At 72.5% G+C, this 21,398-nt stretch carries 21 protein-coding genes and 1 riboswitch; of the genes, 9 read left to right on the forward strand and 12 right to left on the reverse strand.

What is annotated here, in order from left to right:
- Positions 1-116 precede the first annotated feature (116 nt).
- Positions 117-845, reverse strand: a complete 729-nt coding sequence (locus ACZ60W_RS35745; RefSeq protein WP_469759575.1) for a hypothetical protein — start codon at positions 843-845, stop codon at positions 117-119.
- Complete coding sequence (locus ACZ60W_RS35750; protein ID WP_469759576.1) at positions 838-1,620, reverse strand: alpha/beta hydrolase; 783 nt, start codon at positions 1,618-1,620, stop codon at positions 838-840. Before ACZ60W_RS35750 ends, ACZ60W_RS35745 begins: the two co-directional genes overlap by 8 nt.
- A 190-nt stretch (positions 1,621-1,810) precedes the next feature.
- Between ACZ60W_RS35750 and ACZ60W_RS35755 the strand changes: the two genes are divergently transcribed.
- From ACZ60W_RS35755 to ACZ60W_RS35770, 4 genes are all read left to right on the forward strand, one after another.
- Positions 1,811-2,542: a lysophospholipid acyltransferase family protein gene (locus ACZ60W_RS35755; protein ID WP_376489131.1), complete on the forward strand. Its 732-nt coding sequence runs from the start codon at positions 1,811-1,813 to the stop codon at positions 2,540-2,542.
- A gap of 40 nt (positions 2,543-2,582) precedes the next feature.
- A complete protein-coding gene (macS, locus tag ACZ60W_RS35760) occupies positions 2,583-3,794 on the forward strand; it encodes a MacS family sensor histidine kinase (RefSeq protein WP_469759577.1) in 1,212 nt (403 codons plus the stop codon).
- Between the two features lie 32 nt (positions 3,795-3,826).
- Positions 3,827-4,474 (forward strand): response regulator, encoded by a 648-nt coding sequence (locus tag ACZ60W_RS35765; protein WP_469759590.1) that lies wholly within the window; start codon positions 3,827-3,829, stop codon positions 4,472-4,474.
- Between the two features lie 79 nt (positions 4,475-4,553).
- Positions 4,554-5,552, forward strand: a complete 999-nt coding sequence (locus tag ACZ60W_RS35770; RefSeq protein ID WP_469759578.1) for a 2-hydroxyacid dehydrogenase — start codon at positions 4,554-4,556, stop codon at positions 5,550-5,552.
- A 57-nt stretch (positions 5,553-5,609) separates the two neighbouring features.
- On the opposite strand, the gene ACZ60W_RS35775 is transcribed toward ACZ60W_RS35770, so the two are convergent.
- The 3 genes from ACZ60W_RS35775 to ACZ60W_RS35785 all read right to left on the reverse strand — a co-directional run bounded on the left by ACZ60W_RS35775 (position 5,610) and on the right by ACZ60W_RS35785 (position 10,499).
- The gene (locus ACZ60W_RS35775; protein WP_469759579.1) at positions 5,610-7,481 is read right to left on the reverse strand and encodes an anthranilate synthase family protein; all 1,872 of its coding nucleotides are present in this window, start codon (positions 7,479-7,481) and stop codon (positions 5,610-5,612) included.
- Between the two features lie 101 nt (positions 7,482-7,582).
- On the reverse strand, positions 7,583-7,639 hold the full coding sequence (locus ACZ60W_RS35780; RefSeq protein WP_079044853.1) for a trp operon leader peptide: 57 nt from the start codon (positions 7,637-7,639) through the stop codon (positions 7,583-7,585).
- Positions 7,640-7,724: 85 nt separating this feature from the next.
- Complete coding sequence (locus ACZ60W_RS35785) at positions 7,725-10,499, reverse strand: N-acetylmuramoyl-L-alanine amidase (protein WP_469759580.1); 2,775 nt, start codon at positions 10,497-10,499, stop codon at positions 7,725-7,727.
- Positions 10,500-10,653: 154 nt separating this feature from the next.
- On the opposite strand from ACZ60W_RS35785, the gene ACZ60W_RS35790 reads away from it, so the two are divergent.
- On the forward strand, positions 10,654-12,006 hold the full coding sequence (locus tag ACZ60W_RS35790; RefSeq protein ID WP_384878867.1) for a class II 3-deoxy-7-phosphoheptulonate synthase: 1,353 nt from the start codon (positions 10,654-10,656) through the stop codon (positions 12,004-12,006).
- A gap of 122 nt (positions 12,007-12,128) precedes the next feature.
- Entirely contained in the window at positions 12,129-12,383 is a 255-nt protein-coding gene (locus ACZ60W_RS35795) for a (2Fe-2S)-binding protein (protein ID WP_469759581.1), read from the forward strand.
- A 13-nt stretch (positions 12,384-12,396) separates the two neighbouring features.
- Here ACZ60W_RS35795 and bfr read toward each other — a convergent pair whose 3' ends face one another.
- Complete coding sequence (bfr, locus tag ACZ60W_RS35800) at positions 12,397-12,873, reverse strand: bacterioferritin (protein WP_360783200.1); 477 nt, start codon at positions 12,871-12,873, stop codon at positions 12,397-12,399.
- Between the two features lie 183 nt (positions 12,874-13,056).
- Here bfr and ACZ60W_RS35805 point away from each other — a divergent pair, with 183 nt between their 5' ends.
- Complete coding sequence (locus ACZ60W_RS35805) at positions 13,057-13,701, forward strand: sulfite oxidase-like oxidoreductase (RefSeq protein ID WP_469759582.1); 645 nt, start codon at positions 13,057-13,059, stop codon at positions 13,699-13,701.
- Positions 13,702-13,730: 29 nt separating this feature from the next.
- Here the strand turns inward: ACZ60W_RS35805 and ACZ60W_RS35810 are convergent, their stop codons facing one another.
- From ACZ60W_RS35810 to thiO, 6 genes are all read right to left on the reverse strand, one after another.
- The gene (locus ACZ60W_RS35810; RefSeq protein ID WP_469759583.1) at positions 13,731-14,333 is read right to left on the reverse strand and encodes a DUF4396 domain-containing protein; all 603 of its coding nucleotides are present in this window, start codon (positions 14,331-14,333) and stop codon (positions 13,731-13,733) included.
- A 91-nt stretch (positions 14,334-14,424) separates the two neighbouring features.
- Positions 14,425-15,276, reverse strand: coding sequence for a deoxyribonuclease IV (locus ACZ60W_RS35815; protein WP_469759584.1), 852 nt, complete (start codon positions 15,274-15,276; stop codon positions 14,425-14,427).
- Positions 15,277-15,285: 9 nt separating this feature from the next.
- Positions 15,286-17,184 (reverse strand): Stk1 family PASTA domain-containing Ser/Thr kinase, encoded by a 1,899-nt coding sequence (gene pknB / locus ACZ60W_RS35820; RefSeq protein ID WP_469759585.1) that lies wholly within the window; start codon positions 17,182-17,184, stop codon positions 15,286-15,288.
- 89 nt (positions 17,185-17,273) lie between these two features.
- Positions 17,274-18,068: a thiazole synthase gene (locus ACZ60W_RS35825; protein WP_469759586.1), complete on the reverse strand. Its 795-nt coding sequence runs from the start codon at positions 18,066-18,068 to the stop codon at positions 17,274-17,276.
- Between the two features lie 5 nt (positions 18,069-18,073).
- Positions 18,074-18,286 carry a sulfur carrier protein ThiS gene (gene thiS / locus ACZ60W_RS35830; RefSeq protein ID WP_469759587.1) on the reverse strand — a complete coding sequence of 71 codons (213 nt, stop codon included), beginning with the start codon at positions 18,284-18,286 and terminating at the stop codon, positions 18,074-18,076.
- On the reverse strand, positions 18,283-19,443 hold the full coding sequence (thiO, locus tag ACZ60W_RS35835) for a glycine oxidase ThiO (protein ID WP_469759588.1): 1,161 nt from the start codon (positions 19,441-19,443) through the stop codon (positions 18,283-18,285). Before thiO ends, thiS begins: the two co-directional genes overlap by 4 nt.
- A riboswitch (TPP riboswitch) is annotated at positions 19,441-19,553 on the reverse strand. It overlaps the preceding gene by 3 nt.
- 83 nt (positions 19,554-19,636) lie before the next feature.
- On the opposite strand from thiO, the gene ACZ60W_RS35840 reads away from it, so the two are divergent.
- Complete coding sequence (locus ACZ60W_RS35840; RefSeq protein WP_469759589.1) at positions 19,637-20,851, forward strand: NAD(P)/FAD-dependent oxidoreductase; 1,215 nt, start codon at positions 19,637-19,639, stop codon at positions 20,849-20,851.
- 43 nt (positions 20,852-20,894) lie between these two features.
- Positions 20,895-21,260, forward strand: coding sequence for an Rv2175c family DNA-binding protein (locus ACZ60W_RS35845; RefSeq protein WP_266890903.1), 366 nt, complete (start codon positions 20,895-20,897; stop codon positions 21,258-21,260).
- The last annotated feature ends 138 nt before the right edge of the window (positions 21,261-21,398 follow it).

Genomic DNA, 21,398 nt, shown 5'->3' on the forward strand with positions numbered 1-21,398 from the left:
CAACCCCCCCCCCTCCCGGCGAGAGGGGGGAACCCCCCCCCCCCCCGGACCCTGGTCGGGTCCGGCGCCGGGAGGGACGGTGGGGGTGCCGGGAGGCGGCGCCCTCGGGACACGGGCTAGACGACCGCCCCGCGCCCCGGGTCGTCGAAGCCGTCGTCCTCGTCGTCGCCGCTCTTCATCCGGCTCACCAGGGTGGCGAAGCCGCCGAGGAAGCCGCCGATGCAGAGCGTTGTGAGCCACCAGGTCATGTCCCACTGGAGCAGGACGGCCACCAGCATGAGGACCGGGCCGCCGACCACGGCGAGCCAGGCGAACCGGGTCGTCACGTCCGCCTCGGGCAGCGGCGGCGGCTCCGGCGGCACGAAGTGCCCCTCGTCCGCGCCGCCCGGGCCGTCGTCGGGCTCGGTGGGCGAGTAGTCGCGGGGACCGGCGGGCCGCACGCCGGGCGCGAAGACGATCGAGCTGCCCAGCGCGGGCCGCCCGGGACCGTCCTCCTCCGGCTTCTCGTCCCCGTCGGGCTCCCCGGAACCGTCGTCCCCGGCGGAGTCGTCCGCCCGCGGCTCCCGGGCGGCCGGCTTCGGCTTCCAGGGCGTGGCCTCGCCGACGGTCGGCGCCGGCTTCCCGGACCGGGCCTCCCCGGTGGCACCGCCCCGCGCGTCGTCCCCGCCGTCGGCCTCGGCCTCGTCCTCGGGCTCCGGCAGCTCCAGGTTCTCTATGGGCCGGAACGGCTTGGCACCCGGCGGGTCCGCGGGCTCCTTGCCGTACCCGGCGACGATCGCGGCCCAGGCCGCCTCCTCGTCGATGGGCTGCGGCTCCCGCTCGCCGCCGTCCTGCTGCTCAGCCACCGCTCCTGCTCCCCTTTCCGTCGACCAGCCCCGGCGCGAGACGCTCGACGAAGGCCAGGCTCTCGTCGAAGATGCGCTCCGCGTCATGGTCCAACGTCGCCACGTGGTAGCTCTGTTCCAGCAGGATCTCGCGCACGTCGGTGGAGGAGATGCGGGAGAGGATCCGGGCCGAGTCGGCGGGCGGCACGACGTGGTCCTGCGGGCTGTGCAGCAGCACCACCGGCTGCGTGACCTGCGGAAGCTCCCCGTCGACGGTCCGGAAGAACGCGCGCAGGGAGTGGGCCGCGTGCAGCGGCACCCGGTCGTAGCCGACCTCCGCCACGCCCTCCTTGGCGATGTCGCTCGCGATGCCCTTGGTGGAGGGGACCAGGTGCCGGACCACCGGGAGCGCGTGCGCCGCCAGGCCGTGCACCTTGTTGCCCGGGTTGACCAGGACGATGCCGCGCACCGCGTCCCCGTACCGGGCGGCGAGCCGCAGGGTCAGCGCCCCGCCCATGGACAGCCCGAAGACGAAGACGGTCGAGCAGCGCTCCAGGAGCTCGCGCAGCGCCCGGTCCACCTCGGCGTACCAGTCGTGCCAGGTGGTGAGCTGCATGTCCTCCCAGCGGGTGCCGTGGCCGGGCAGCAGCGGCACCGCCACGGTCAGGCCGCGCTCGGCCAGAAACTCGGCCCACGGACGCATCGACTGCGGGGAACCGGTGAATCCGTGACAGAGAAGGACGCCGACCTCTCCGCCGTCATGGCGGTACGGCTCGGCTCCGGGAAGGACCGGCACCGGTGTCTCCTGTTCGGTTGCGACTCCGGCGTCCCTCGGGTGGGCCGGAGCGACGGAAAACGGTGAAGGACCTTCACGGTACGCGACCGCACCGACACCGACCAGGGCCGTAGCGGGGGGGCGTACGTCGGTACGGGATAAAGTCTGGGCGACGGCACACGGAAGGCATGGCGAGTTGATCTACGGCGCAATGAAGTTCTCCCTCGGAGGGTCTCTGAAGCTTGCCTTCCGGCCCTGGGTGGAGGGTCTGGAGAACATCCCCGCCGACGGCCCGGCGATCCTGGCGAGCAACCACCTGTCGTTCTCCGACTCCTTCTTCCTGCCCGCCGTCCTGGACCGCAAGGTCACCTTCATCGCCAAGGCCGAGTACTTCACGACGCCCGGCGTGAAGGGCAAGCTCACCGCGGCGTTCTTCAAGGGCGTCGGACAGCTCCCAGTGGACCGTTCGGGTGCCCGCGGCGCCGGCGAGGCGGCCATCAAGGCCGGCATCGAGGTCATCGAGGGCGGCGGCCTCTTCGGGATCTACCCCGAGGGGACCCGGTCGCCCGACGGCCGCCTCTACCGCGGCAAGCCCGGCGGTCTGGCCCGCGTCGCCCTCGCGACCGGCGCGCCGGTCATCCCGGTCGCCATGATCGACACCGAGAAGATCCAGCCGCCCGGCAAAGTCGTCCCCAAGCTCATGCGCCCGGGGATCCGCATCGGCAAGCCGCTGGACTTCACCCGCTACCAGGGCATGGAGGGCGACCGCTTCATCCTCCGCTCGGTGACCGACGAGGTCATGTACGAGATCATGAAGCTGTCCGGCCAGGAGTACGTCGACATCTACGCGACCGCCGCCAAGCGGCAGATCGCGGACGCGGAGAAGGCGGCCAAGGAGGCCGTCAAGGCCGAGATCGCGGCCCGGGAAGAGTCCGGCGCGTAGAGGCGCGGTCCCGCGGGGGACGCGTACGGGGGTGGGGGAGATGGCCAAGCGCGAGCGTGTCGTGCGCATGTCGGTCGAGCAGCCGCTGTGGCGGGCGCTGACCGGCTACCGCGTCCTGACCATGGTCTACGCGGTCCTGCTGTTCGTCTTCTCCCGCGAGACGTACGAACGGCCGGGGATCGCCGTCGGCTACCTGGCGGTGATGTGCGTCTGGACCCTCGCCACCCTGCCCCGGGTGGCCAACGCGGCCAGCTGCACCAAGCGCTTCCTCGGCGCCGACCTCGCCGTCGCCGTCGTCGGCATCCTCCTCACCCCTCTCGCCGACGCCCAGGCCCAGTCGATCGACGGGCCCACCCTGCCCTCCATATGGACCGCCGGATCCGTCCTGGCGTACGCGATCAAGGGCGGCTGGCGGTGGGCCGGCTTCGCCTCCTCCCTGGTCGCCGTCGCCAACATCGTCGAGCGCGGCCACCCCAGCCGGGACACCCTCCACAACGTCCTCCTCGTCTGGGTCGCCTCCATCGCCATCGGCTACGTCGTCGAGGTCGCCCGCGCCTCCGAGCGCACCCTCGCCCGCGCCCTGGAGATCGAGGCCGCGACCCGGGAGCGGGAACGGCTCGCCCGCGACATCCACGACAGCGTCCTCCAGGTCCTCGCCATGGTGCAGCGGCGCGGCACGGCCCTCGGCGGCGAGGCCGCCGAACTCGGCCGGATGGCGGGCGAGCAGGAGGTGGCGCTGCGCACCCTCGTCGCCGGCGGTCTCGCCCGCCCCAGCCTGGTCTCCGAGGACGAGTCCGAGGGGGCGGTCGTCCGGGTCGTCGAGGTCGACGAGGAGCCCGGCGACGACACCCCCGTCGACCTGCGCCTGCTGCTCGCCCCGCGCGCCGGGGCCCGCGTCACCCTCTCCGAGCCCGGTGCGCCGGTCCTGCTGCCGGCGCCCGCGGCCCGGGAGCTGGCGGCGGCCGTCGGCGCCGCCCTGGACAATGTGCGGGTGCACGCGGGCGAGGACGCCCGCGCCTGGATCCTGGTCGAGGACTGGACGGACGAGGTGATCGTCACCGTCCGGGACGACGGGCCCGGCATCCCGGAGGGGCGCCTCGGCGAGGCCGAGGGCGAGGGCCGGATGGGCGTCGCCCTCTCCATCCGGGGGAGACTGCGGGATCTGGGCGGCACGGCCGAGCTGATCTCGGTCCCGGGCCAGGGCACGGAAGTCGAGTTGAAGGTCCCACGGGGGAAGGCAGGGGAGAAGTGAGCGAGCAGCAGGCCGAGCGCCGGATCAAGGTGATGGTCGTCGACGACCACCCGATGTGGCGGGACGCGGTCGCCCGCGACCTGGCCGAGGCGGGGTTCGACGTGGTGGCCACGGCGGGCGACGGCGAGCAGGCCGTGCGCCGGGCCACGGCGGCGGGGCCGGACGTCCTCGTCCTGGACCTGAACCTGCCGGTCAAGCCGGGCGTCCAGGTCTGCAAGGAGCTGGTCGGCGCCCAGCCGGCGCTGCGGGTCCTCGTCCTCTCCGCGAGCGGTGAGCACGCCGACGTCCTGGAGGCGGTGAAGTCCGGTGCGACCGGCTACCTCCTCAAGTCGGCCAGTACGGAGGAGCTGACCGACGCCGTGCGGCGGACCGCCGTCGGCGACCCCGTCTTCACCCCGGGGCTGGCCGGGCTGGTCCTCGGCGAGTACCGCCGGCTCGCCTCCGAACCCGCCCCGGCGGCCGGCGCCGACGAACCGAAGGCGCCGCAGCTCACCGAGCGCGAGACCGAGGTCCTGCGGCTCGTCGCCAAGGGGCTGAGCTACAAGCAGATCGCCGAGCGCCTGGTGATCTCGCACCGCACGGTGCAGAACCACGTCCAGAACACCCTCGGCAAGCTCCAGCTGCACAACCGGGTGGAGCTCGTGCGGTACGCGATCGAGCGCGGTCTCGACGACGTGTGAGACGGCGGGGTCGGACGACGGGGCCGTATATTCGCGCTATCGACGCATATGCGGCCCGATCCGACAGCGAGGGGAACCCGTGGAAATCCTGGCGTTCGGCGTGCAGGCGGACGAGAAGCCCCTGATGGAGAAGGCGTTCGAGGGGCACCACGACGTGCGCTGCCTGGACGTCTTCCTCACCGAGGACACCGCCCCCATCGCCGCCGGCTACGAGGTGATCTCCACCAGCGTCAACGCCAGCCTCGACCACCGCGTCCTGCAGACCCTCGCGGCCGGCGGGACCCAGATGATCGCCCAGCGCTCCACCGGCTTCAACAACATCGACCTGGAGGTGGCCGAGCGCCTCGGCCTCACCGTCGCCCGGGTCTCGTCCTACTCGCCGTACTCCGTCGCCGAGTTCGCCTGGACCCTCGCGATGGCCGTCAACCGCCGGATCGTCCGCGCCTCCAACCGCACCCGCGACTTCGACTTCCGCCTCGACGGACTGATGGGCCGCGACCTGCGGGGCCGTACCGTCGGCGTCCTCGGCACCGGCAAGATCGGCGAGGCGTTCACCCGGATCGCCCACGGATTCGGCATGGAGCTGCTCGGCTGGGACGTCGCCGAGAACCCGGCCTGCACCGCGCTCGGCATGAAGTACGTCGAGAAGGAGCGCCTCTTCGCCGAGGCCGACCTCATCAGCCTCCACGTGCCGCTGCTCCCCGCGACCCACCACCTCATCGACGCCGGCGCCCTGCGGGCGATGAAGGACGACGCGATCCTGGTGAACTCCAGCCGCGGCGGACTCGTCGACACCGAGGCCCTGGTCGGCGAGCTGCGGGCCGGCCGCTTCACCGGCGTCGGCCTGGACGTCTACGAGGCGGAGGCCGGGCTCTTCTTCCTCGACCGGTCGCTGGAGGTCGTCGAGGACGACACCCTCGCCCGGCTCGTCACCTTCCCGAACGTGGTGGTCACCTCGCACCAGGCGTACTACACCAGCGACGCCGTCGGCCAGATCATCGCCACCACGGTGAGCAACGTCCTCGACTACACCGCCGGGCGGCGCAGCGAGAACGTCCTCGTCCCCCGGGCCGGCTAGCCGAGGCCCTCCGGACCCTGGCCGGCCGCCGGGACCCGGAGGGCGGGGCGGGCAGCCCTAGACCAGCACCCCGGCGAGCAGCGAGGCGGTCAGCGCCGCGCCGTCCAGGGTGAGGACGGACTCGGGGTGGAACTGGACGCCGGCGAAGCCCGGGCCGCGCAGGGCGTGCACCTCGCCGGTCTCCGCGTCGCGGCTCAACTCGATGCGGTGGAGGGCGAGTTCCGTCGCGGCGCGGTCGTCGCAGCGGGCGGTGAAGCTGTTGTAGAACCCGACCGTCCGCTCCTGCCCGAAGAGGTCGATCCGCAGCTGGGCCCCCTGGAAGGGGGTCCGCTTGCGGACGATCTCCAGGCCCAGCTCGGCGGCGATCAGCTCGTGCCCGAGGCAGACGCCGAGCAGTCCGTGCCGGTGGCCGCGCACGAGCTCGGCCGTCAGCGCCCGCAGGAAGCGCATCTTCGGGTCGGCGGAGTCCGAGGGGTTCCCCGGGCCGGGCCCGAGGACGACGGGCCCCTCGTGGGCGAGGGCCAGCTCCCGCAGCCCCGGCTCGTCGTAGCGGAGCACCGACACCCCGAGGCCGGAGGAGCGCAGCACGTGCGCCAGCATGGCCGTGAAGGTGTCCTCGGCGTCGATCACCAGCGCGTGCCCGGACAGCTCCGCCGACCGGACCTGCATCTTCAGCCAGAACGGCGCGAGGTCCGCCCGGCGCGCGTCCAGCGCGGCCCGCACCCGCGGGTCGTCGGCCAGCCGGGGCGGCACCGGGGCGGCGGCGTCGACGGACCGGCCCTCCCGGACCCCGAGCGCGGTGAGGACGCCCGCCGCCTTGGCGTGGGTCTCGGCGACCTCGCCCGCCGGGTCCGAGTGCCGCACCAGGGTCGCGCCCACCGGCACCCGGAGCCCGCCCGCCGCGTCGATGTCGGCGGTGCGGATGAGGATGGGGGAGTCCAGCGTCTGGGCGCCGCTCTCGTCCGTGCCGAGGAGGGCGAGCGCGCCCGCGTAGTAGCCGCGTCCGCCGCTCTCGTGACGCTCGATCACCCGGCAGGCGTTCTGCACCGGCGAGCCGGTCACGGTCGCCGCGAACATCGTCTCCCGCAAGACCTCCCGGACGTCCAGCGAGGAGCGGCCCCGCAGCTCGTACTCGGTGTGCGCGAGGTGGGCCATCTCCTTCAGGCGCGGTCCGACCACGACCCCGCCCCGGTCGCCAACCGTGCACATCATCTTCAGCTCCTCGTCGACCACCATGGAGAGCTCCTCGGTCTCCTTGCGGTCGGCGAGGAAGGCGAGGAGCCCCTCGGCGGTCGGGGCGGAGCCGGCCGGGTAGCGGTACGTGCCGCTGATCGGGTTCATGACGACCGTCCCGCCCGCCATCCGCACGTGCACCTCGGGGCTCGCGCCCACGAGCGTCCGGTCGCCGGTGTGCACGACGAAGGTCCAGTACGCACCCCGCTCGCCCGCCAGCAGCCGCCGGAACAGGGCCAGCGCGTCCGCCCGTCCGAAGCCGGGGATCTCCCCGGTGTAGGTGCGCCGGATGACGAAGTTCGCGCCCTCGCCCGAGCCGATCTCCTCGTCGATGACCCGGCGCACGGTCCCGGCGTACTCCTCGTCCGAGACGTCGAACCCGCCGCCCTCGACCGTCACGTCGTGCGCGGGCAGCGCGTCGAGGACCTCGGCGAGGGGGAGTGCGTACGACTCCTCGGCGACGAGCACGGAGAGCGGGGTGCCGTCGTCCCGCACGTCGAAGCCGCGCTCCCTGATCTGCCGGAAGGGCACGAGCGCGAGCGTCGGCAGCGGGCCCACCGGCAGCTCCGCGAGGCGCTCGGCCTCGTGGACCGGGCCGATCAGCACCTCGACGGTGTCGTGGTCACGGCCCGGGGTGCGCCGGCGCAGCAGGGCGAAGGGAGGGCAGGAGTCGTCCAGGAGACGGGAGAGGTCCATGGGGTGCGTCGTTCCTTCCGGTGGAGTGCGGAGAGGAACGGCCCCGGAAACCGGGAAGGCCGCCCCTCGGGGCGGCCTGTGTGCGTGCGGTGTACGCGCGATCAGTGGGCCGCCGGAGGAGCGGTCCACCACCAGTTCTGGATCTGAGGCGCGAACATGCGAGCACTGTAACGCAGCCGGACGCGGAAAGGGGCCCGGTCCACACCGCGGACGGTGCGGGCCGGGCCCCTCGGGCGTTTCCGATCAGAAGATCATGTTGTAGATCTGCCAGCCGCCGCCGACCTTCACCCGCGGGGTGAAGAGCGCGCTCGTCCCCGTGCCGGGGAACGTCCACAGCACGCCGGTGGTGTCCCGCGTGAGCAGGTCCACCCGGCCGTCACGGGTCAGGTCGCTCGGACCCACGATGGCGTTGTGCACCTGCCAGCCGTTGCTGATCTTCGCCCGCGGCGAGAAGAGCGAGGCGGTGCCGGTGCCCTTGAAGATCCACATGGCACCGGAGGTCTCCCGGGCCATCACGTCGGGCTTCCCGTCACCGGTCAGGTCGCCGGTGCCGATCACCTCGTTGTAGATGTTCCAGCCCGCGCTGATCTTCACCCGCGGCGAGAACGGCGTCGCCGGCGTGCCCGTGCCCTTGAAGAGCCACATCACGCCCGACTTCTCGCGCGCCAGCAGGTCCGCCTTGCCGTCGCCCGTGATGTCGCGGACACCCGAGATCCGGTCGTAGATCTGCCAGCCGCCGCTCACCCTGATGCGCGGCTTCCACGGCATCGACGGGTTGCCGCTGCCGGGGAAGTACCACGTCACGCCGGTCGTGTCCCGCGCCAGCAGGTCACCCGTGCCGTCCGCCCGCAGCGCCGTCATCGGCGTCACCGCGTCGTACGTGTTCCATCCCGCGCCGATCCGGTACCGCGTCAGGAGCGGCGCCGTCACGTTCCCCGTGCCCTGGTACTGCCACAGCACGCCGGCGGTGTCCCGGGCGAGGATGTTGTAGCGGTTGGTGGTGGGGACGGGCGCGGCGGCGGGCGCCTCCACGATGTCGCTCTGCTTCACCCAGGTGATCTTGTGGTGGAAGCGGATCGGCACGAACAGGGTGGAGCCGACGACGTTCTTCTGGGCGCTGCCGAACCAGTCGTCGCCCTTCACCGCGGGGCCGGCCTTCACGTAGGACTGGCCGGAGGCGAACGTGAACTTCGACAGCGGGGCGTTCTCGTCGCCCGGCGCCTCCAGTCCGGCGGCCGTGTAGGCGGCGGTCTCCGGGAAGGAACGCCCGAACACCTTGGTCGAGGCCAGGTCCGACCGCAGCTTCACGGTCGTGGCGCCGGCCACCGGCACGGTGTACTGGCCGCCCGGGTTGTAGAACCAGGCCTTCTCGCCCGCGTACCAGATCGCCGTCCAGTCGTTGAGCGCCCCGGCGACGACGTACAGACCACCGGCCCGGACCTTGTTCCCGTAGTTCGAGCCCTCGGTCGTGCCCGAGGTGAAGTACGGGTCCTTCAGCGTCGTCGCGGTCGACGACGGCGACGTGTAGAGGTAGCCGAAGTTGGACGGACGCGCCGAGACGGCGGTGCCGCCGGTGGTCAGCTTCGGCTGGTTGGCCGTCGTGAAGGGCGGCACCACGCGCACGACCTGGCCGGCCTGGAGGAGGCCGCCGGCGCCCTTGTCGCCCTGGGGGGCGCCCAGGAGCGACATGTAGTAGTTCCAGTCCCAGTACGGACCGGCGTCCCAGTGGAGGTTGGCGACGTTGCCGTCCGTCTGGAGCGCCACCTCGTCGTGGCCGATGATGTGCTCACGGTCGATCGGCACGCCGTACTTGTTCGCCAGGAACTTCACCAGCTCCGCGGAGGAGCGGTACTGGGACTCGGTGTACCAGCTGCCCTCCTTGATGGCGTAGCCCTCGTGCTCCACGCCGATGGCGTGCATGTTGTGGGTCCAGTTGCCCGCGTGCCACGCCAGGTTCTTGTTCTCGAGCATCTGGGTGACGAGACCGTCCTGCGCCCGGATCAGGTAGTGGGCGCTGCCCGCACCGTTCGGGTCGGTGAGCACCTTGAGCGAGCCGTCGTAGCCGCCCTCGGTGTCGTGGATGACGATCTGCCGGATGTCCAGGCCCTGGTTGGGCCGGTCACCCGCGGTGTAGTTCTTCTTCCCCGTGGACGAGGGGACGCTCAGCTTGACGTTGCAGGTCAGGACCGCGGGGCACTCGGGGAGCGTGGTCTCCGTCGTGCTCGCGAAGCTGGCGGCCAGCGGCACGTTCGCCGGCTTCACCGGGTCGACCGACGGGTCGGCCGGCAGCGCGACCTGCTCGCCGTCCAGCGTCAGCTCGCGCTCGCCGGTCCTGATCGACTCGAAGACGCGCTTCGCGAAGAGGTCCGCGCCCTTCTTCTCGGGGGACTGGCTGTAGCGGGCCACGGCCGGGTACCAGTCGCCCGGCTCCTCCGACAGTTCGGCGCCCGCCTGCTTCTGGTACTCCGCCAGCAGCGCCGCGCCGGCCCGGATGGAGGCGTCCGTGTCGTTCTGGACGGTCTCGGTGGAGCTGTCGATCAGCTCGGCGGCCTTGTCCAGCGTGTGGAGCCGGGGGTCGTCGGTGTCGACGACGGCCTTCTCCAGGATCTTGCGGACCTTCTCGCGGTCGAAGGTCTTCTCGATCTCCGGCCGGCCGGAGCCGTTGAAGTGCTCGATCTGCTCGTCGGTGACCTTCTGCTGCACGTCCTCCGGGTCGACCTTGGTCAGGCCCATGACGTTGTAGGCGCCGGTGGTGCTCGGGTCGCCGTCGTGCGACTCCCACCGGGTCTGCTGGTACGACACCGCCATCAGCACGCTCTGCGGCACGTCGAACTCGCGGGCCGCGTTTGCGAACTGGGTCTGGAGGGAAGGGTCACCCCCGGACGCGCCGTCGCCCGCTCCGAGCAGGCCCGGCGAGGCGACCGCGAGGGTGCCGATCGTGGCGGTGGCGACGGCCGCGGCCGCCGCCCCGTACAGGAGTCGTTTCTTCTTGCGGTCCCTGCGGTGCCTCTGGGTCACACCCACCCCTGTGATTCGACTGTGATTTCGTGAAACGGGCCAGAGGGTAACACCACTCCAAGGCGTGAATGTCACCGAGTGACATTTCGGGCGCGTGTCTCAGTCACTGGGCAGGGGGACAGGACCGGACGAAGAACCCCGTACTGTGGTGCACGTGACCGTGAACGCTGATTCCCACGCCGTCGCCAAGGCGACCTGGCGAGACCTGCCCGCGGCGCAGCAGCCCGAGTACCCCGATGCCGAGGCTCTGCGCGATGTGATCGCGGACCTCGAGTCGTATCCTCCGCTCGTCTTCGCCGGCGAGTGCGACCAGCTGCGTGCCCGGATGGGAGCCGTCGCCCGTGGCGAGGCGTTCCTGCTCCAGGGCGGCGACTGTGCCGAGGCCTTCGACGCCGTGTCCGCCGACCACATCAGGGCCAAGCTCAAGACGCTGCTCCAGATGAGCGCCGTCCTCACCTATGCGGCCTCCGTGCCCGTGGTGAAGGTCGGACGCATCGCCGGGCAGTACTCGAAGCCCCGCTCCAAGGGCACCGAGACCCGTGACGGCGTGACCCTGCCGACCTACCGCGGCGACTCGGTCAACGGCTTCGACTTCAACGAGAAGGCCCGCATCCCGGACCCCGAGCGCCTGAAGCGGATGTACAACGCCTCCGCCTCCACGCTCAACCTGGTCCGCGCCTTCACCACCGGCGGCTACGCCGACCTGCGCCAGGTGCACGCCTGGAACCAGGACTTCGTGAAGTCGTCCCCCTCCGGCCAGCGCTACGAGGCGCTCGCCCGCGAGATCGACAACGCGCTGAACTTCATGAAGGCGTGCGGCACCGACCCGGCCGAGTTCAAGGCCGTCGAGTTCTACGCCTCGCACGAGGCGCTGCTGCTCGACTACGAGGGCGCCCTGACCCGTACGGACTCGCGCACCGGCAAGCTGTACGACACCTCCGGCCACATGGTCTGGATCGGCGAGCGCACCCGCCAGCTCGACCACGCGCACATCGAGTTCGCCTCGCGGATCGCCAACCCGATCGGCATCAAGCTGGGCCCGACCACCTCGGTGGACGAGGCGCTGACGTACATCGACCGCCTCGACCCGGACCGCGAGCCGGGCCGGCTGACCTTCATCGTCCGCATGGGAGCCGACAAGGTCCGCGACAAGCTCCCCGAGCTGGTCGAGAAGGTCACCGCGTCGGGTGCGGTCGTCGCCTGGGTCACCGACCCGATGCACGGCAATACCTTCGAGGCCGCCTCCGGCCACAAGACGCGCCGCTTCGACGACGTCCTGGACGAGGTCAAGGGCTTCTTCGAGGTCCACAAGGCGCTCGGCACCCACCCGGGCGGCATCCACGTCGAGCTCACCGGTGACGACGTCACCGAGTGCGTGGGCGGCGGCGACGAGATCTTCGTCGACGACCTGCACCAGCGCTACGAGACGGCCTGCGACCCGCGCCTCAACCGGAGCCAGTCGCTCGACCTGGCCTTCCTGGTGGCGGAGATGTACCGCGATCAGTAAGTAGGTACCTACGACGATGGGGCGCGGATCCATGTGATCCGCGCCCCATCGTCATGGCCGGGGCTTTTGGGGCTCCCGCCCGCCGGGTAAGGTTAGGTTAGCCTTATCGATCTCGGCGGGAGGTGAACCGCGTGTACGTCTGCTCATGCTTCGGTGTCACGGAGAAGCAGGTCAAGGACCACGCCGACGCGGGCGCCTGCACGCCCCGCCAGATCGCCTCCGCCTGCAAGGCCGGCACGGACTGCGGTTCCTGCGTCCGTCGCATTCAGGCCATTCTCGGGCGCGGCAACTGCCCGCGACGCGAGCTCCTGGACCAGGGCATGCCGGCCCTGGTCTCCGAGAGTGAGACCGTCGCGGAGCTCGGCGAAGCGGCGTAGCGCGCCTCCTGGGTCAGCTCGGCTGCTCGATCAGCGTCGAGATGTAGAGCGCCTCGCCCAGGGACTCGATCAGCTCCAGCTGGGTGTCCAGGTAATCGATGTGGTGCTCCTCGTCGGCGAGGATCTCCTCGAAGAGGTTGGCGGACGTGACGTCCCCCTTGGCGCGCATGACCTCGATGCCGCGCCGCAGCCGGTCGATCGCCTCCACCTCGACCTGGCGGTCCGCCTGGAACATCTCGGTGATCGTCTGGCCGACCCGCACGTGGAAGAGCCGCTGGTAGTTGGGCAGGCCGTCGAGCATCAGAATGCGCTCGGTCAGCTTGTCCGCGTGCTTCATCTCGTCGATGGACTCTTCGCGCGTGTACTTGGCGAGCTTCGTCCAGCCCTTGTTGTCCTGGATGCGGTAGTGCAGCCAGTACTGGTTGATGGCCGTCAGCTCGCCGGTCAGCTGCTCGTTGAGGAATTCGAGGACCTCGGGGTCGCCCTGCATCGCAGAGGCTCCTTCCACTTCCACGCTGTGTGTGTACGCCGTAACTGGGCAGGATGGCGGCATCCTCGCACCCCGAATGGGGGGCGTCCAGTAAGTGCAGGCTTAGTGGCAGTTGCCCGAATCGGATCGCGCCGGAGGTCGGCTGGTCATGACCACCCCTCGCCGTCTGTCACCATGGATGACATGGTTCAGCCGGAGAGCGGAGTACACCGGGAAGCGGGGCAGCCGGATCGTTCGCCGGAGCTTCCGCCGGGCCAGCGGCTCCAGCGCGGCTGGCCGGTGACCCATTACGGGCCCGTACCGAAGTTCAAGCCGGACCGCTGGGAGTTCCGCGTCTTCGGGGCCACGGCCGACGGCGACAAGCGCTGCTGGAACCACGAGGCGTTCTCCGCGCTCCCCTTCTCCACGGTCGTGGCCGATCTCCACTGCGTCACGAAGTTCAGCATGCTCGGGTCCGAGTGGGGCGGGGTCGCCGCCCGCACGGTCCTGGAGCTCGCCCCGCCCGCGCCCTCGGTGACCCACGTGATGGTCTGGGCCGAGTACGGCTACAGCGCCAACATGCGGCTCTCCGACTTCGCCGCCGACGGCACCATCTTCGCCACCCACAAGGACGGCGAGCTGCTCACCGCCGAGCACGGCTTCCCGCTGCGCCTCGTCGTCCCCCACCTGTACGCCTGGAAGGGCCCCAAGTGGGTCCGGGGCGTGGAGTACATGGCAGCCGACCGCCGGGGCTTCTGGGAGGAGCGCGGCTACCACAACCTCGGCGACCCGTGGACGGAGCAGCGTTACTCCTACCAGGAGGAGCCGGGAGACGGCCCGGAGCTCTGAGGGCTCCGGACCGCCCGGGGCGCGTCCGCTCAGTGGTGGTAGCGGTGCACCACCGCGTGGCCCTTGCCGCGGCCGATCATCCACTTGTTGACCGGTGTGGTGATCACGAAGGCGGCGGCGAGCGCGATGCCGAGCACGATCCAGAAGAGCGGCTCGGACAGGTGCGCGTCCATGGCGCCCGGCCAGAGGGCGATCACGCCGTTGTCGATGATCTCCATCACCGCGATGGAGAGGGTGTCGGCGGCGAGGGCGACCTTGAAGGCGGTCCGGAAGTCGACGCCGGCGGCCAGGATGCCCCGCAGGGTGAGCGCGTAGCCGAAGAAGAAGGCCAGGACGATCGCCAGGACCATCGTCTGCAGGTTGCTCCAGCCGAGCGCCGTGCCGATGATCATGCCGAGCACCTCGCCGATGGCGCAGCCGGTGAGGCAGTGCAGCGTGGCCTTGGCGGCCATGGCCCAGGAGACCTTGCCCGCGTCGTCACCGTGGCCGTGGTGTCCCGGGTGCGCTTCGTGTCCCGCGTGTGCCCCGTGGCTCGCGTGTGCCTCGTGGCCCGTGTGGCCCTCGTGTCCCTGGTGGCCGTCGTGGCCACCGTGCTCCGTGTGGGCGGTGTGGTGGTCCGCTTCGTGCTGCATGGGTGCCCCCAAGGTCGGGTAGCGGGTCCTGCCGATGACAGTAACCGTATACCCCCCTGGGGTATTCCTCAACAGGTGTCGGGAGCCCGGATCAGCCCCGCAGCTTCTTCAGGAGCTCGACGTCGGCGACGTGGCCCTCCTTGCCGCCCGGGGTCTCGATGACCAGCGGCACGCCCTCGGTCTCGGGATGCCGCAGCAGGGCGCGGAAGGCGTCCTCGCCGATGTGGCCCGCCCCGATGTTCGCGTGCCGGTCCTTGTGGGCGCCGACGACGTCCTTGGAGTCGTTGGCGTGGATGAGCTTCAGCCGCCCCTCGCCGACGGTCGCCACCAGCTCGTCCAGGGTCCGCACGGCCCCGCCCGGCTCCGCGAGGTCGTGGCCCGCGGCGAAGATGTGGCAGGTGTCGAGGCAGATCCCGAGCTTGGGGTGCCGGTCGAGGGCGTCGAAGTACGGCCCGAAGTCCTCCGCGCGCGAGCAGAGCGAGAAGCCCTGTCCTGCCGTCGACTCCAGCAGGAGGTACGGGTCGTCCTCGTGCGTCAGCTCGTCGAGGAGCGGCAGCACCCGCTCCCGCACCTGGGCCAGCGCCTCCGCGCGCGGGCGGCCCCCGGTGGCCGAGCCGGTGTGCACGACCACGCCCCCGGCGCCGATCTCCCGGCCGCGTCGCAGGGAGTGCCGCATCGACTCCACCGACCTCTCGACGGTGGCCTCGGTGTGCGAGCCGAAGTTGATCAGGTACGGGGCGTGGACCCAGACCGAGAGCGACTCCTCCTCGCAGGCGGCCCGGAACTTCTCGTCCTGGGCCGGACTGCCGGCCGGGGTGGCCCAGCCGCGCGGGTTGGCGACGAAGACCTGGACCGTCTCGGCGCCCAGTTCACGGGCGTAGGCGAGGCCGGTCGTGGCGAGGCCACCGGCCACGGGGACATGGCCGCCGACGGGGTTGCGCATCAGGTGTTCCTACAGTCCCTTGATCGTGATCGTGACGGTGGAGCCCTCGGGGGCGGAGCCGCCGCCCTTCACGGACTGGCCGGTCACCGTGTCGCCGAGGTAGGGGAAGGACTTCTCGACCTTCACCTCGAAGCCCGCGTCCTCCAGGGCCGCGCGCGCGTCCGCGGTGGTCTCGCCCGTGACGTCGGGGACCGGGACGAGCCTCGGGCCCTTGGAGACGGTGAGGGTGATGCCGTCGCCCTCGGCGGCGCGGCTGCCCTCGGCGAGGGACTGCGCCGCGACGGCGCCCGCGTCCTCGGGGGAGTGGACCCGCTCCGGGGCCACCCGCACCTCGAGCCCGGCCTCCTCCAGCGTGGCCGTGGCGTCCGCGACGGTCTCACCGGTGACGTCGGGCACGTCGACCGGCGAGCCCTTGCTGACGACCAGGGCGACGGCGGAGTCGGGGGCGCGGTCGGTGCCGGGCTCCGGGTCGGAGCCGATCACGGCGCCCTGCGCCACGGAGTCGCTGAACGCGGTGGTGACCACCCCGGGCACCAGGCCCTCCCGCTGCAGGAGGCGCTTGGCCTCCGCGAGCGGCTTGTTCCTGAGGTTCGGCACCTTCACGATCCGGGGGCCGCGGGAGAGCGTCAGGGTGACCGGGCCGCCGCCCCGGACGCGCTCGCCGGGCGCCGGGTCGACGGCCATGACGGTGCCGCGCTCGTAGGTGTCGCTGAACGCCCGCCCGGTCGAGCCGACGTCCAGGCCGGCCTCGGTGAGCCGCTGCGTCGCGGCGGCCTCGGTCTGCCCGAGGACCGCCGGGACGCGGGTGAACTGGCCGGAGTTGATGTACCAGACGCCGCCGCCCAGCCCCAGCGCGAGCAGGACGGCGACCACGGCGAGCAGCGGACCGCGCGGCGGTCGCCGGCGGGCGGCCGGGGGCTCGGGGAGCGGCAACCGGTTCGTGTGCACGACCTGCTGCGCGTCGGCCTCGGCGGGCACCGGCCGGGCGATCACGCTGGTCCGGTCCTCGGCGGTGTCCCGGTCCGCGGAGCGGGCCTGCGGGGGCACCGCGTCCAGCTGGTCCTCGCCGAGCGCGGCGCGGGCCTCCCGGAGCAGGGCGAGCAGGGCCACGGCGTCGTGCGGACGGACGTCGGGGTTGCGGGCCGAGGCGGCCGCGACCAGCTCGTCCAGCTCCACGGCGAGTCCGGGGACGGCGGCCGAGGGGGCCGGCACGTCGGTGTTCAGGTGCCGGTAGAGCACCTGGGCGGGGGTGTCGCCGGAGTGCGGCTTGGCGCCGGTCAGCATCTCGTACAGCACCACGCCGCAGGCGTACACGTCGGCGCGGGTGTCGGCGGTGCCGTGCTCGATCTGCTCGGGAGCCAGGTACGAGACGGTGCCGAGCACCGCGCCGGTGGTGGCGGTCGCCGAGCCCACGGCCCGTACGAGACCGAAGTCGGCCACCTTGACCCTGCCGTCGTCCCCTATCAGGACGTTCTCCGGCTTCATGTCCCGGTGCACGAACCCGGCCCGGTGGGCGGCGCCGAGCGCGGCGAGCACCGGCTCCAGGATGTCGAGCGCGGCACGGGGCGAGAGGGCGCCGCGCTCGCGCAGGACGTCACGGAGCGTGCAGCCGGCGACGTACTCCATGGCCAGGTAGACGTAGGCGCCCTCGGCGCCCTGGTCGAAGACGCCCACGACGTTGGGGTGGGCGAGCCGGGCGACGGACTTGGCCTCGCGGATGAAGCGCTCGACGAAGACGGCGTCGGCCGCGAGGGCCGGATGCATCACCTTGAGCGCGAGCACCCGGTCGAGGCGGGTGTCGACGGCCCGGTAGACCGTGGCCATCCCGCCGACGGCGATGCGCGCGTCGACGCGGTAGCGGCCGTCGAGCAGCCGCCCGACGAGGGGGTCCTGAAGGGTCGTGTCCACGGCGTCGAGTCTACGAGCCGTGGACACGCCCTCCGTGCCGGTGGGCCGGTACTGCAGCGCAGCTGTGACGAGCGTCCCGGCCGCCCGGCTCAGAACGCGGGGCGCTCCGGGTCCAGGTGGGCGCGGCCCTCCGCCGGGGAGGATGCCTCCGCGAAGTGGCGGCGGGGGATGCGGCCGGCCCGGTGCGCCAGCCGGCCCGCCTCGACCGCGTGCCGCATCGCCGAGGCCATGAGGGCCGGCTCCTGCGCCCGGGTCACCGCCGAGGCCAGCATCACCGCCGCGCAGCCCAGCTCCATGGCGAGCGCCGCGTCCGACGCGGTGCCGGCGCCCGCGTCGAGGATGACCGGCACCCCCGCCCGCTCGGTGATCAGCATGAAGTTGTGCGGGTTGCGGATGCCGAGGCCCGAACCGATCGGGGAGCCGAGCGGCATGATCGCCGCGCACCCCACGTCCTCCAGCTTCCGGGCGAGGACGGGGTCGTCGTTGGTGTACGGCAGGACGGTGAACCCGTCGTCGACCAGGGTCTCGGCCGCGGCGAGCAGCTCCTCCCCGTCCGGCAGCAGGGTCCGCTCGTCGGCGACGACCTCCAGCTTGATCCAGTCGGTGCCGAGCGCCTCCCGGGCCAGCCGGGCGGTCAGGACGGCCTCTCCGGCGGTGAAGCAGCCGGCCGTGTTGGGCAGGACCCGGATGCCGAGCCGGTCCAGGACGGAGAGGACCGAGCCCTGGACGGTGGGGTCGAGGCGTCGCATCGCGACCGTGGTGAGCTCCGTGCCGCTGGCGACCAGGGAGCGTTCGAGCACGTCGAGGCTGGGGGCGCCGCCGGTCCCCATGATCAGGCGGGAGGAGAACGGGGCGCCGCCGAGCAGGAACACGTCGTCGGACATCGCGCTCAGCCCCCCTGCACCGCGGTGAGGACCTCCACCCGGTCACCGTCGCCGAGCAGCGTCGCCGCCCACTCGCCGCGGGGGACGACCGTCTCGTTGACGGCCGCCGCCACCCCGGTGGGCGCGGTGCTCAGGCTCGCGACGAGGACGTCGAGGGCGACGGGGCCGGAGAGCTCGCGCGGTTCTCCGTTGACGGACACGGTGACGGGCACGCTCATGCGGGCTGCTCCAGACGTACGGCGGAGAAACGGCGGGGGGTGAAGGGGCGCGCCTCGTCGGGGAGGACGCCCGTGGTGAGGACCTCGGCCATCACGTCGCCGGTGACGGGGGTGAGGAGGACCCCGTTGCGGTAGTGGCCGGTGGCCAGGTGCAGGCCGGGCAGGACGGTGGGGCCGAGCAGCGGCGCGTTGTCCGGCGACGCGGGGCGCAGGCCGGCCCGGGTCTCGGTGAGCGGCAGCTCGGTGATGCCGGGGACGAGCTCGTGCGCGTCGCGCAGCAGCTCGTACACCCCGCCCGCCGTCACCGTGGTGTCCCAGCCCATCTCCTCGCTGGTGGCGCCGACGACCAGCTCGCCGTTCTCGCGGGGCACCAGGTAGACGTGGCTGCCGCGGACGACGGCCCGGACGGTCCGGGAGAGGAAGGGGGCGTACGCGGGAGGCACCCGCAGCCGCAGCACCTGGCCCTTCACCGGGCGCACCGGCGGCACCGCCTCGGGCGGCACGCCGGCGAGCCGGCCGCTCAGACTGCCCGCGGCGAGGACGACCTGGCCGGCCGTCAGCTCCTCGCCGCCGGCCAGCACGGTGCCGCGCGCCCGGTCCCGCACCACCGTCAGCCGTTCGGCGAGGGCGCGGTGGAAGACCACCCCGGCCCGTTCGCAGGCGACGAGGAGCGCGGCGGCGAGCCGGCGCGGATCGACCTGGTGGTCGCCGTCCACCCGCAGCCCGCCGCGCACCCCGGGGGCGAGCATCGGTTCGAGGCGGCGGCACTCGCGCCCGCTGAGCCACTCGGCGGTGAGGCCGCAGCGGGTCTGGAGGGCGTGCAGTGCGCGCAGGTGGGCCCGGTCGTCCGCGTCCAGCGCGACGGCGAGGGTGCCGCAGGCGCGGTGGCCGACGTCGTGGCCGGGGCCGGTGGCCTCGGCGAGTTCGTCGACGAACGCGGGATAGCGCTCGGCGGAGGCGAGGTTGAGACCGAGCAGGGTCTCCTCGCCGTAGTGGAGTTCGGTGACGGCGGCGAGCATCCCGGCGGCGACCCGCGCCGCCCCGCCGCCCGGGTCCCGGTCGACGACGGCGGTGCGCAGTCCGCGCTGCGCCGCCCGCCAGGCCGTGACCAGGCCGATGATGCCGCCCCCGACCACGAGGACATCGGAAGAACGCATGGGCGTCCAGCCCCTCCCTTCGCCGGCATGACCCGGATCAGGTTCGTACGGTCGGAGGCCGCTCCAGCCTCCCTCTCAGCCCGGTCGTCCGGGCTCCCGCGAGTGCTTTACGCCCGCCAGACTAGCTTCCGCCGGGGAAGGGGTCACAGACCCCTCCCTTCCTGATGGTCCGTCAGATACGTAAGGTGGTCGGGTGAGCGAGCAGAAGCAGGCCCAGCAGCGCGTCGTGATCGTGGGGGCGGGGATGGCGGGCGTCCAGACCGCCGTCGCCCTGCGGGAACAGGGCTTCACGGGCCCCGTCACCCTCATCGGGGCCGAACCCCACCAGCCCTACGACCGGCCCCCGCTGTCCAAGGCGATCCTCCTCGGCAAGGCCGAGGACTCGGCCTTCGACGTCGACTTCGAGGAACTCGCCGTCGAGCTCCGCCTCGGCCTCGACGTCACCGGCCTGCGCGCCGCCGACCACGAGGTCGACACCGAGGCGGGACCCGTCGGCTACGACACCCTGGTCGTCGCCACCGGAGCCCACCCCGTCACGCTGCCCGGCGCCGAGGGCGTCCCCGGCGTCCACCTGCTGCGGACCCTCGACGACGCCGTGCGCCTCGGGCCCGTCCTGGAGCGGCGGCACACCGTCGTGGTCGTCGGCGCCGGATGGATCGGCGCCGAGTTCGCCACCGCCGCGCGCGAGGCCGGCTGCGCCGTCACCGTGGTCGAGGCGGCCGGACTGCCCCTCACCGGCGCCCTGCCCGACGAGGTCGCCGCCCCGATGGCCGCGTGGTACGCCGCCCACGGCGCCGAACTCCTCACCCACGCGCGCGTGGACACCGTCGAACCGGGCCGGGTCCTCCTCGCCGACGGCCGCTCCCTGCCCGCCGACGCCGTCGTCGTCGGCATCGGCGCCCGCCCCGCCACCGGCTGGCTCGCCGGATCCGGCATCGCCCTCGACCCGAGCGGCGCCGTCACCGCCGACGACCGGCTGCGCACCTCCCTGCCCGACGTGTACGCCGTCGGCGACTGCGCGTCCTTCCCCTCCGCCCGCTACGGCGAACGGCTCCTCGTCCACCACTGGGACAACGCCCTCCAGGGCCCCCGCACGGTCGCCACCACGGTCGCCGGCGCCGACCCCGGGCCGTACGACCCCGTGCCCTACTTCTGGTCCGAGCAGTTCGGCCGGTTCGTCCAGTACGCGGGACACCACGCCGGCGCCGACGAACTGCTCTGGCGCGGCGACCCGGCGGACGAGGCGTGGTCCGTGCTCTGGCTGCGCGACGGCGCCCCGGTGGCCCTGCTCGCCGTCGGCCGCCCCCGTGATCTGGCCCAGGGCCGCCGGCTCATCGAGGCCGCCACCCCCGTCGACCCCGTCCGCGCGGCTGACCCGTCCGTCCCCCTGAAGGCGGCCGCCCGGTAGGGCCCGGCTGTCGGGTGTCGGTCCGGGATGGCAGGCTTGTCCCGTGACCGAGATTGACGTAAAGATCGATGCGCTCGTCCCCGCCTGGCTCTACGTGCCCGACATCGCGGAGATGCTCGATGTCGAGGTGACGCGCGTGCGACAGCTGATCAAGGAAGGCCAGCTGATCGCCGTGCGCCGCGGTGAGAACAACGCCCTGCAGATCCCCGCCGCCTTCATCCAGGGCGACAGGATCGTCAAGGGCCTCGTCGGACTCCTGACCGTCCTGCGGGACGACGGCTTCACCGACGAGGAGATGCTGGAGTGGCTCTTCACTCCGGACGAGAGCCTGCCGGGCACGCCCGCGCAGGCGCTCAACGAGAATCGCGGCACGGAGGTGAAGCGCCGCGCCCAGGCGCTCGCGCTCTGACGCACGCACACCGAGGTGCGTGCGCACGCACCGAAGACACCACCCGCGGGTGTCGGGGGGGGGGGGGGGGGGGGGGGGGGGGGGGGGGGGGGGGGGGGAGGGGGGGGGGGGGGGGGGGGGGGGGGGGGAGGGAGAGGA

The organism is Streptomyces sp. NPDC104202 (assembly GCF_055584185.1).

Excerpts from the sequence above, each read along its gene's own strand:
- ACZ60W_RS35775 (WP_469759579.1), bottom strand. The coding sequence starts at position 7,481 with ATGGACCTCTCCCGTCTCCTGGACGACTCCTGCCCTCCCTTCGCCCTG.
- thiS (WP_469759587.1), bottom strand. The coding sequence starts at position 18,286 with ATGAGCGTGCCCGTCACCGTGTCCGTCAACGGAGAACCGCGCGAGCTC.
- ACZ60W_RS35805 (WP_469759582.1), top strand. The coding sequence starts at position 13,057 with ATGGTTCAGCCGGAGAGCGGAGTACACCGGGAAGCGGGGCAGCCGGAT.
- ACZ60W_RS35810 (WP_469759583.1), bottom strand. The coding sequence starts at position 14,333 with ATGCAGCACGAAGCGGACCACCACACCGCCCACACGGAGCACGGTGGC.
- ACZ60W_RS35755 (WP_376489131.1), top strand. The coding sequence starts at position 1,811 with ATGAAGTTCTCCCTCGGAGGGTCTCTGAAGCTTGCCTTCCGGCCCTGG.
- bfr (WP_360783200.1), bottom strand. The coding sequence starts at position 12,873 with ATGCAGGGCGACCCCGAGGTCCTCGAATTCCTCAACGAGCAGCTGACC.
- ACZ60W_RS35765 (WP_469759590.1), top strand. The coding sequence starts at position 3,827 with ATGGTCGTCGACGACCACCCGATGTGGCGGGACGCGGTCGCCCGCGAC.
- ACZ60W_RS35825 (WP_469759586.1), bottom strand. The coding sequence starts at position 18,068 with ATGTCCGACGACGTGTTCCTGCTCGGCGGCGCCCCGTTCTCCTCCCGC.
- ACZ60W_RS35815 (WP_469759584.1), bottom strand. The coding sequence starts at position 15,276 with ATGCGCAACCCCGTCGGCGGCCATGTCCCCGTGGCCGGTGGCCTCGCC.
- macS (WP_469759577.1), top strand. The coding sequence starts at position 2,583 with ATGGCCAAGCGCGAGCGTGTCGTGCGCATGTCGGTCGAGCAGCCGCTG.
- thiO (WP_469759588.1), bottom strand. The coding sequence starts at position 19,443 with ATGCGTTCTTCCGATGTCCTCGTGGTCGGGGGCGGCATCATCGGCCTG.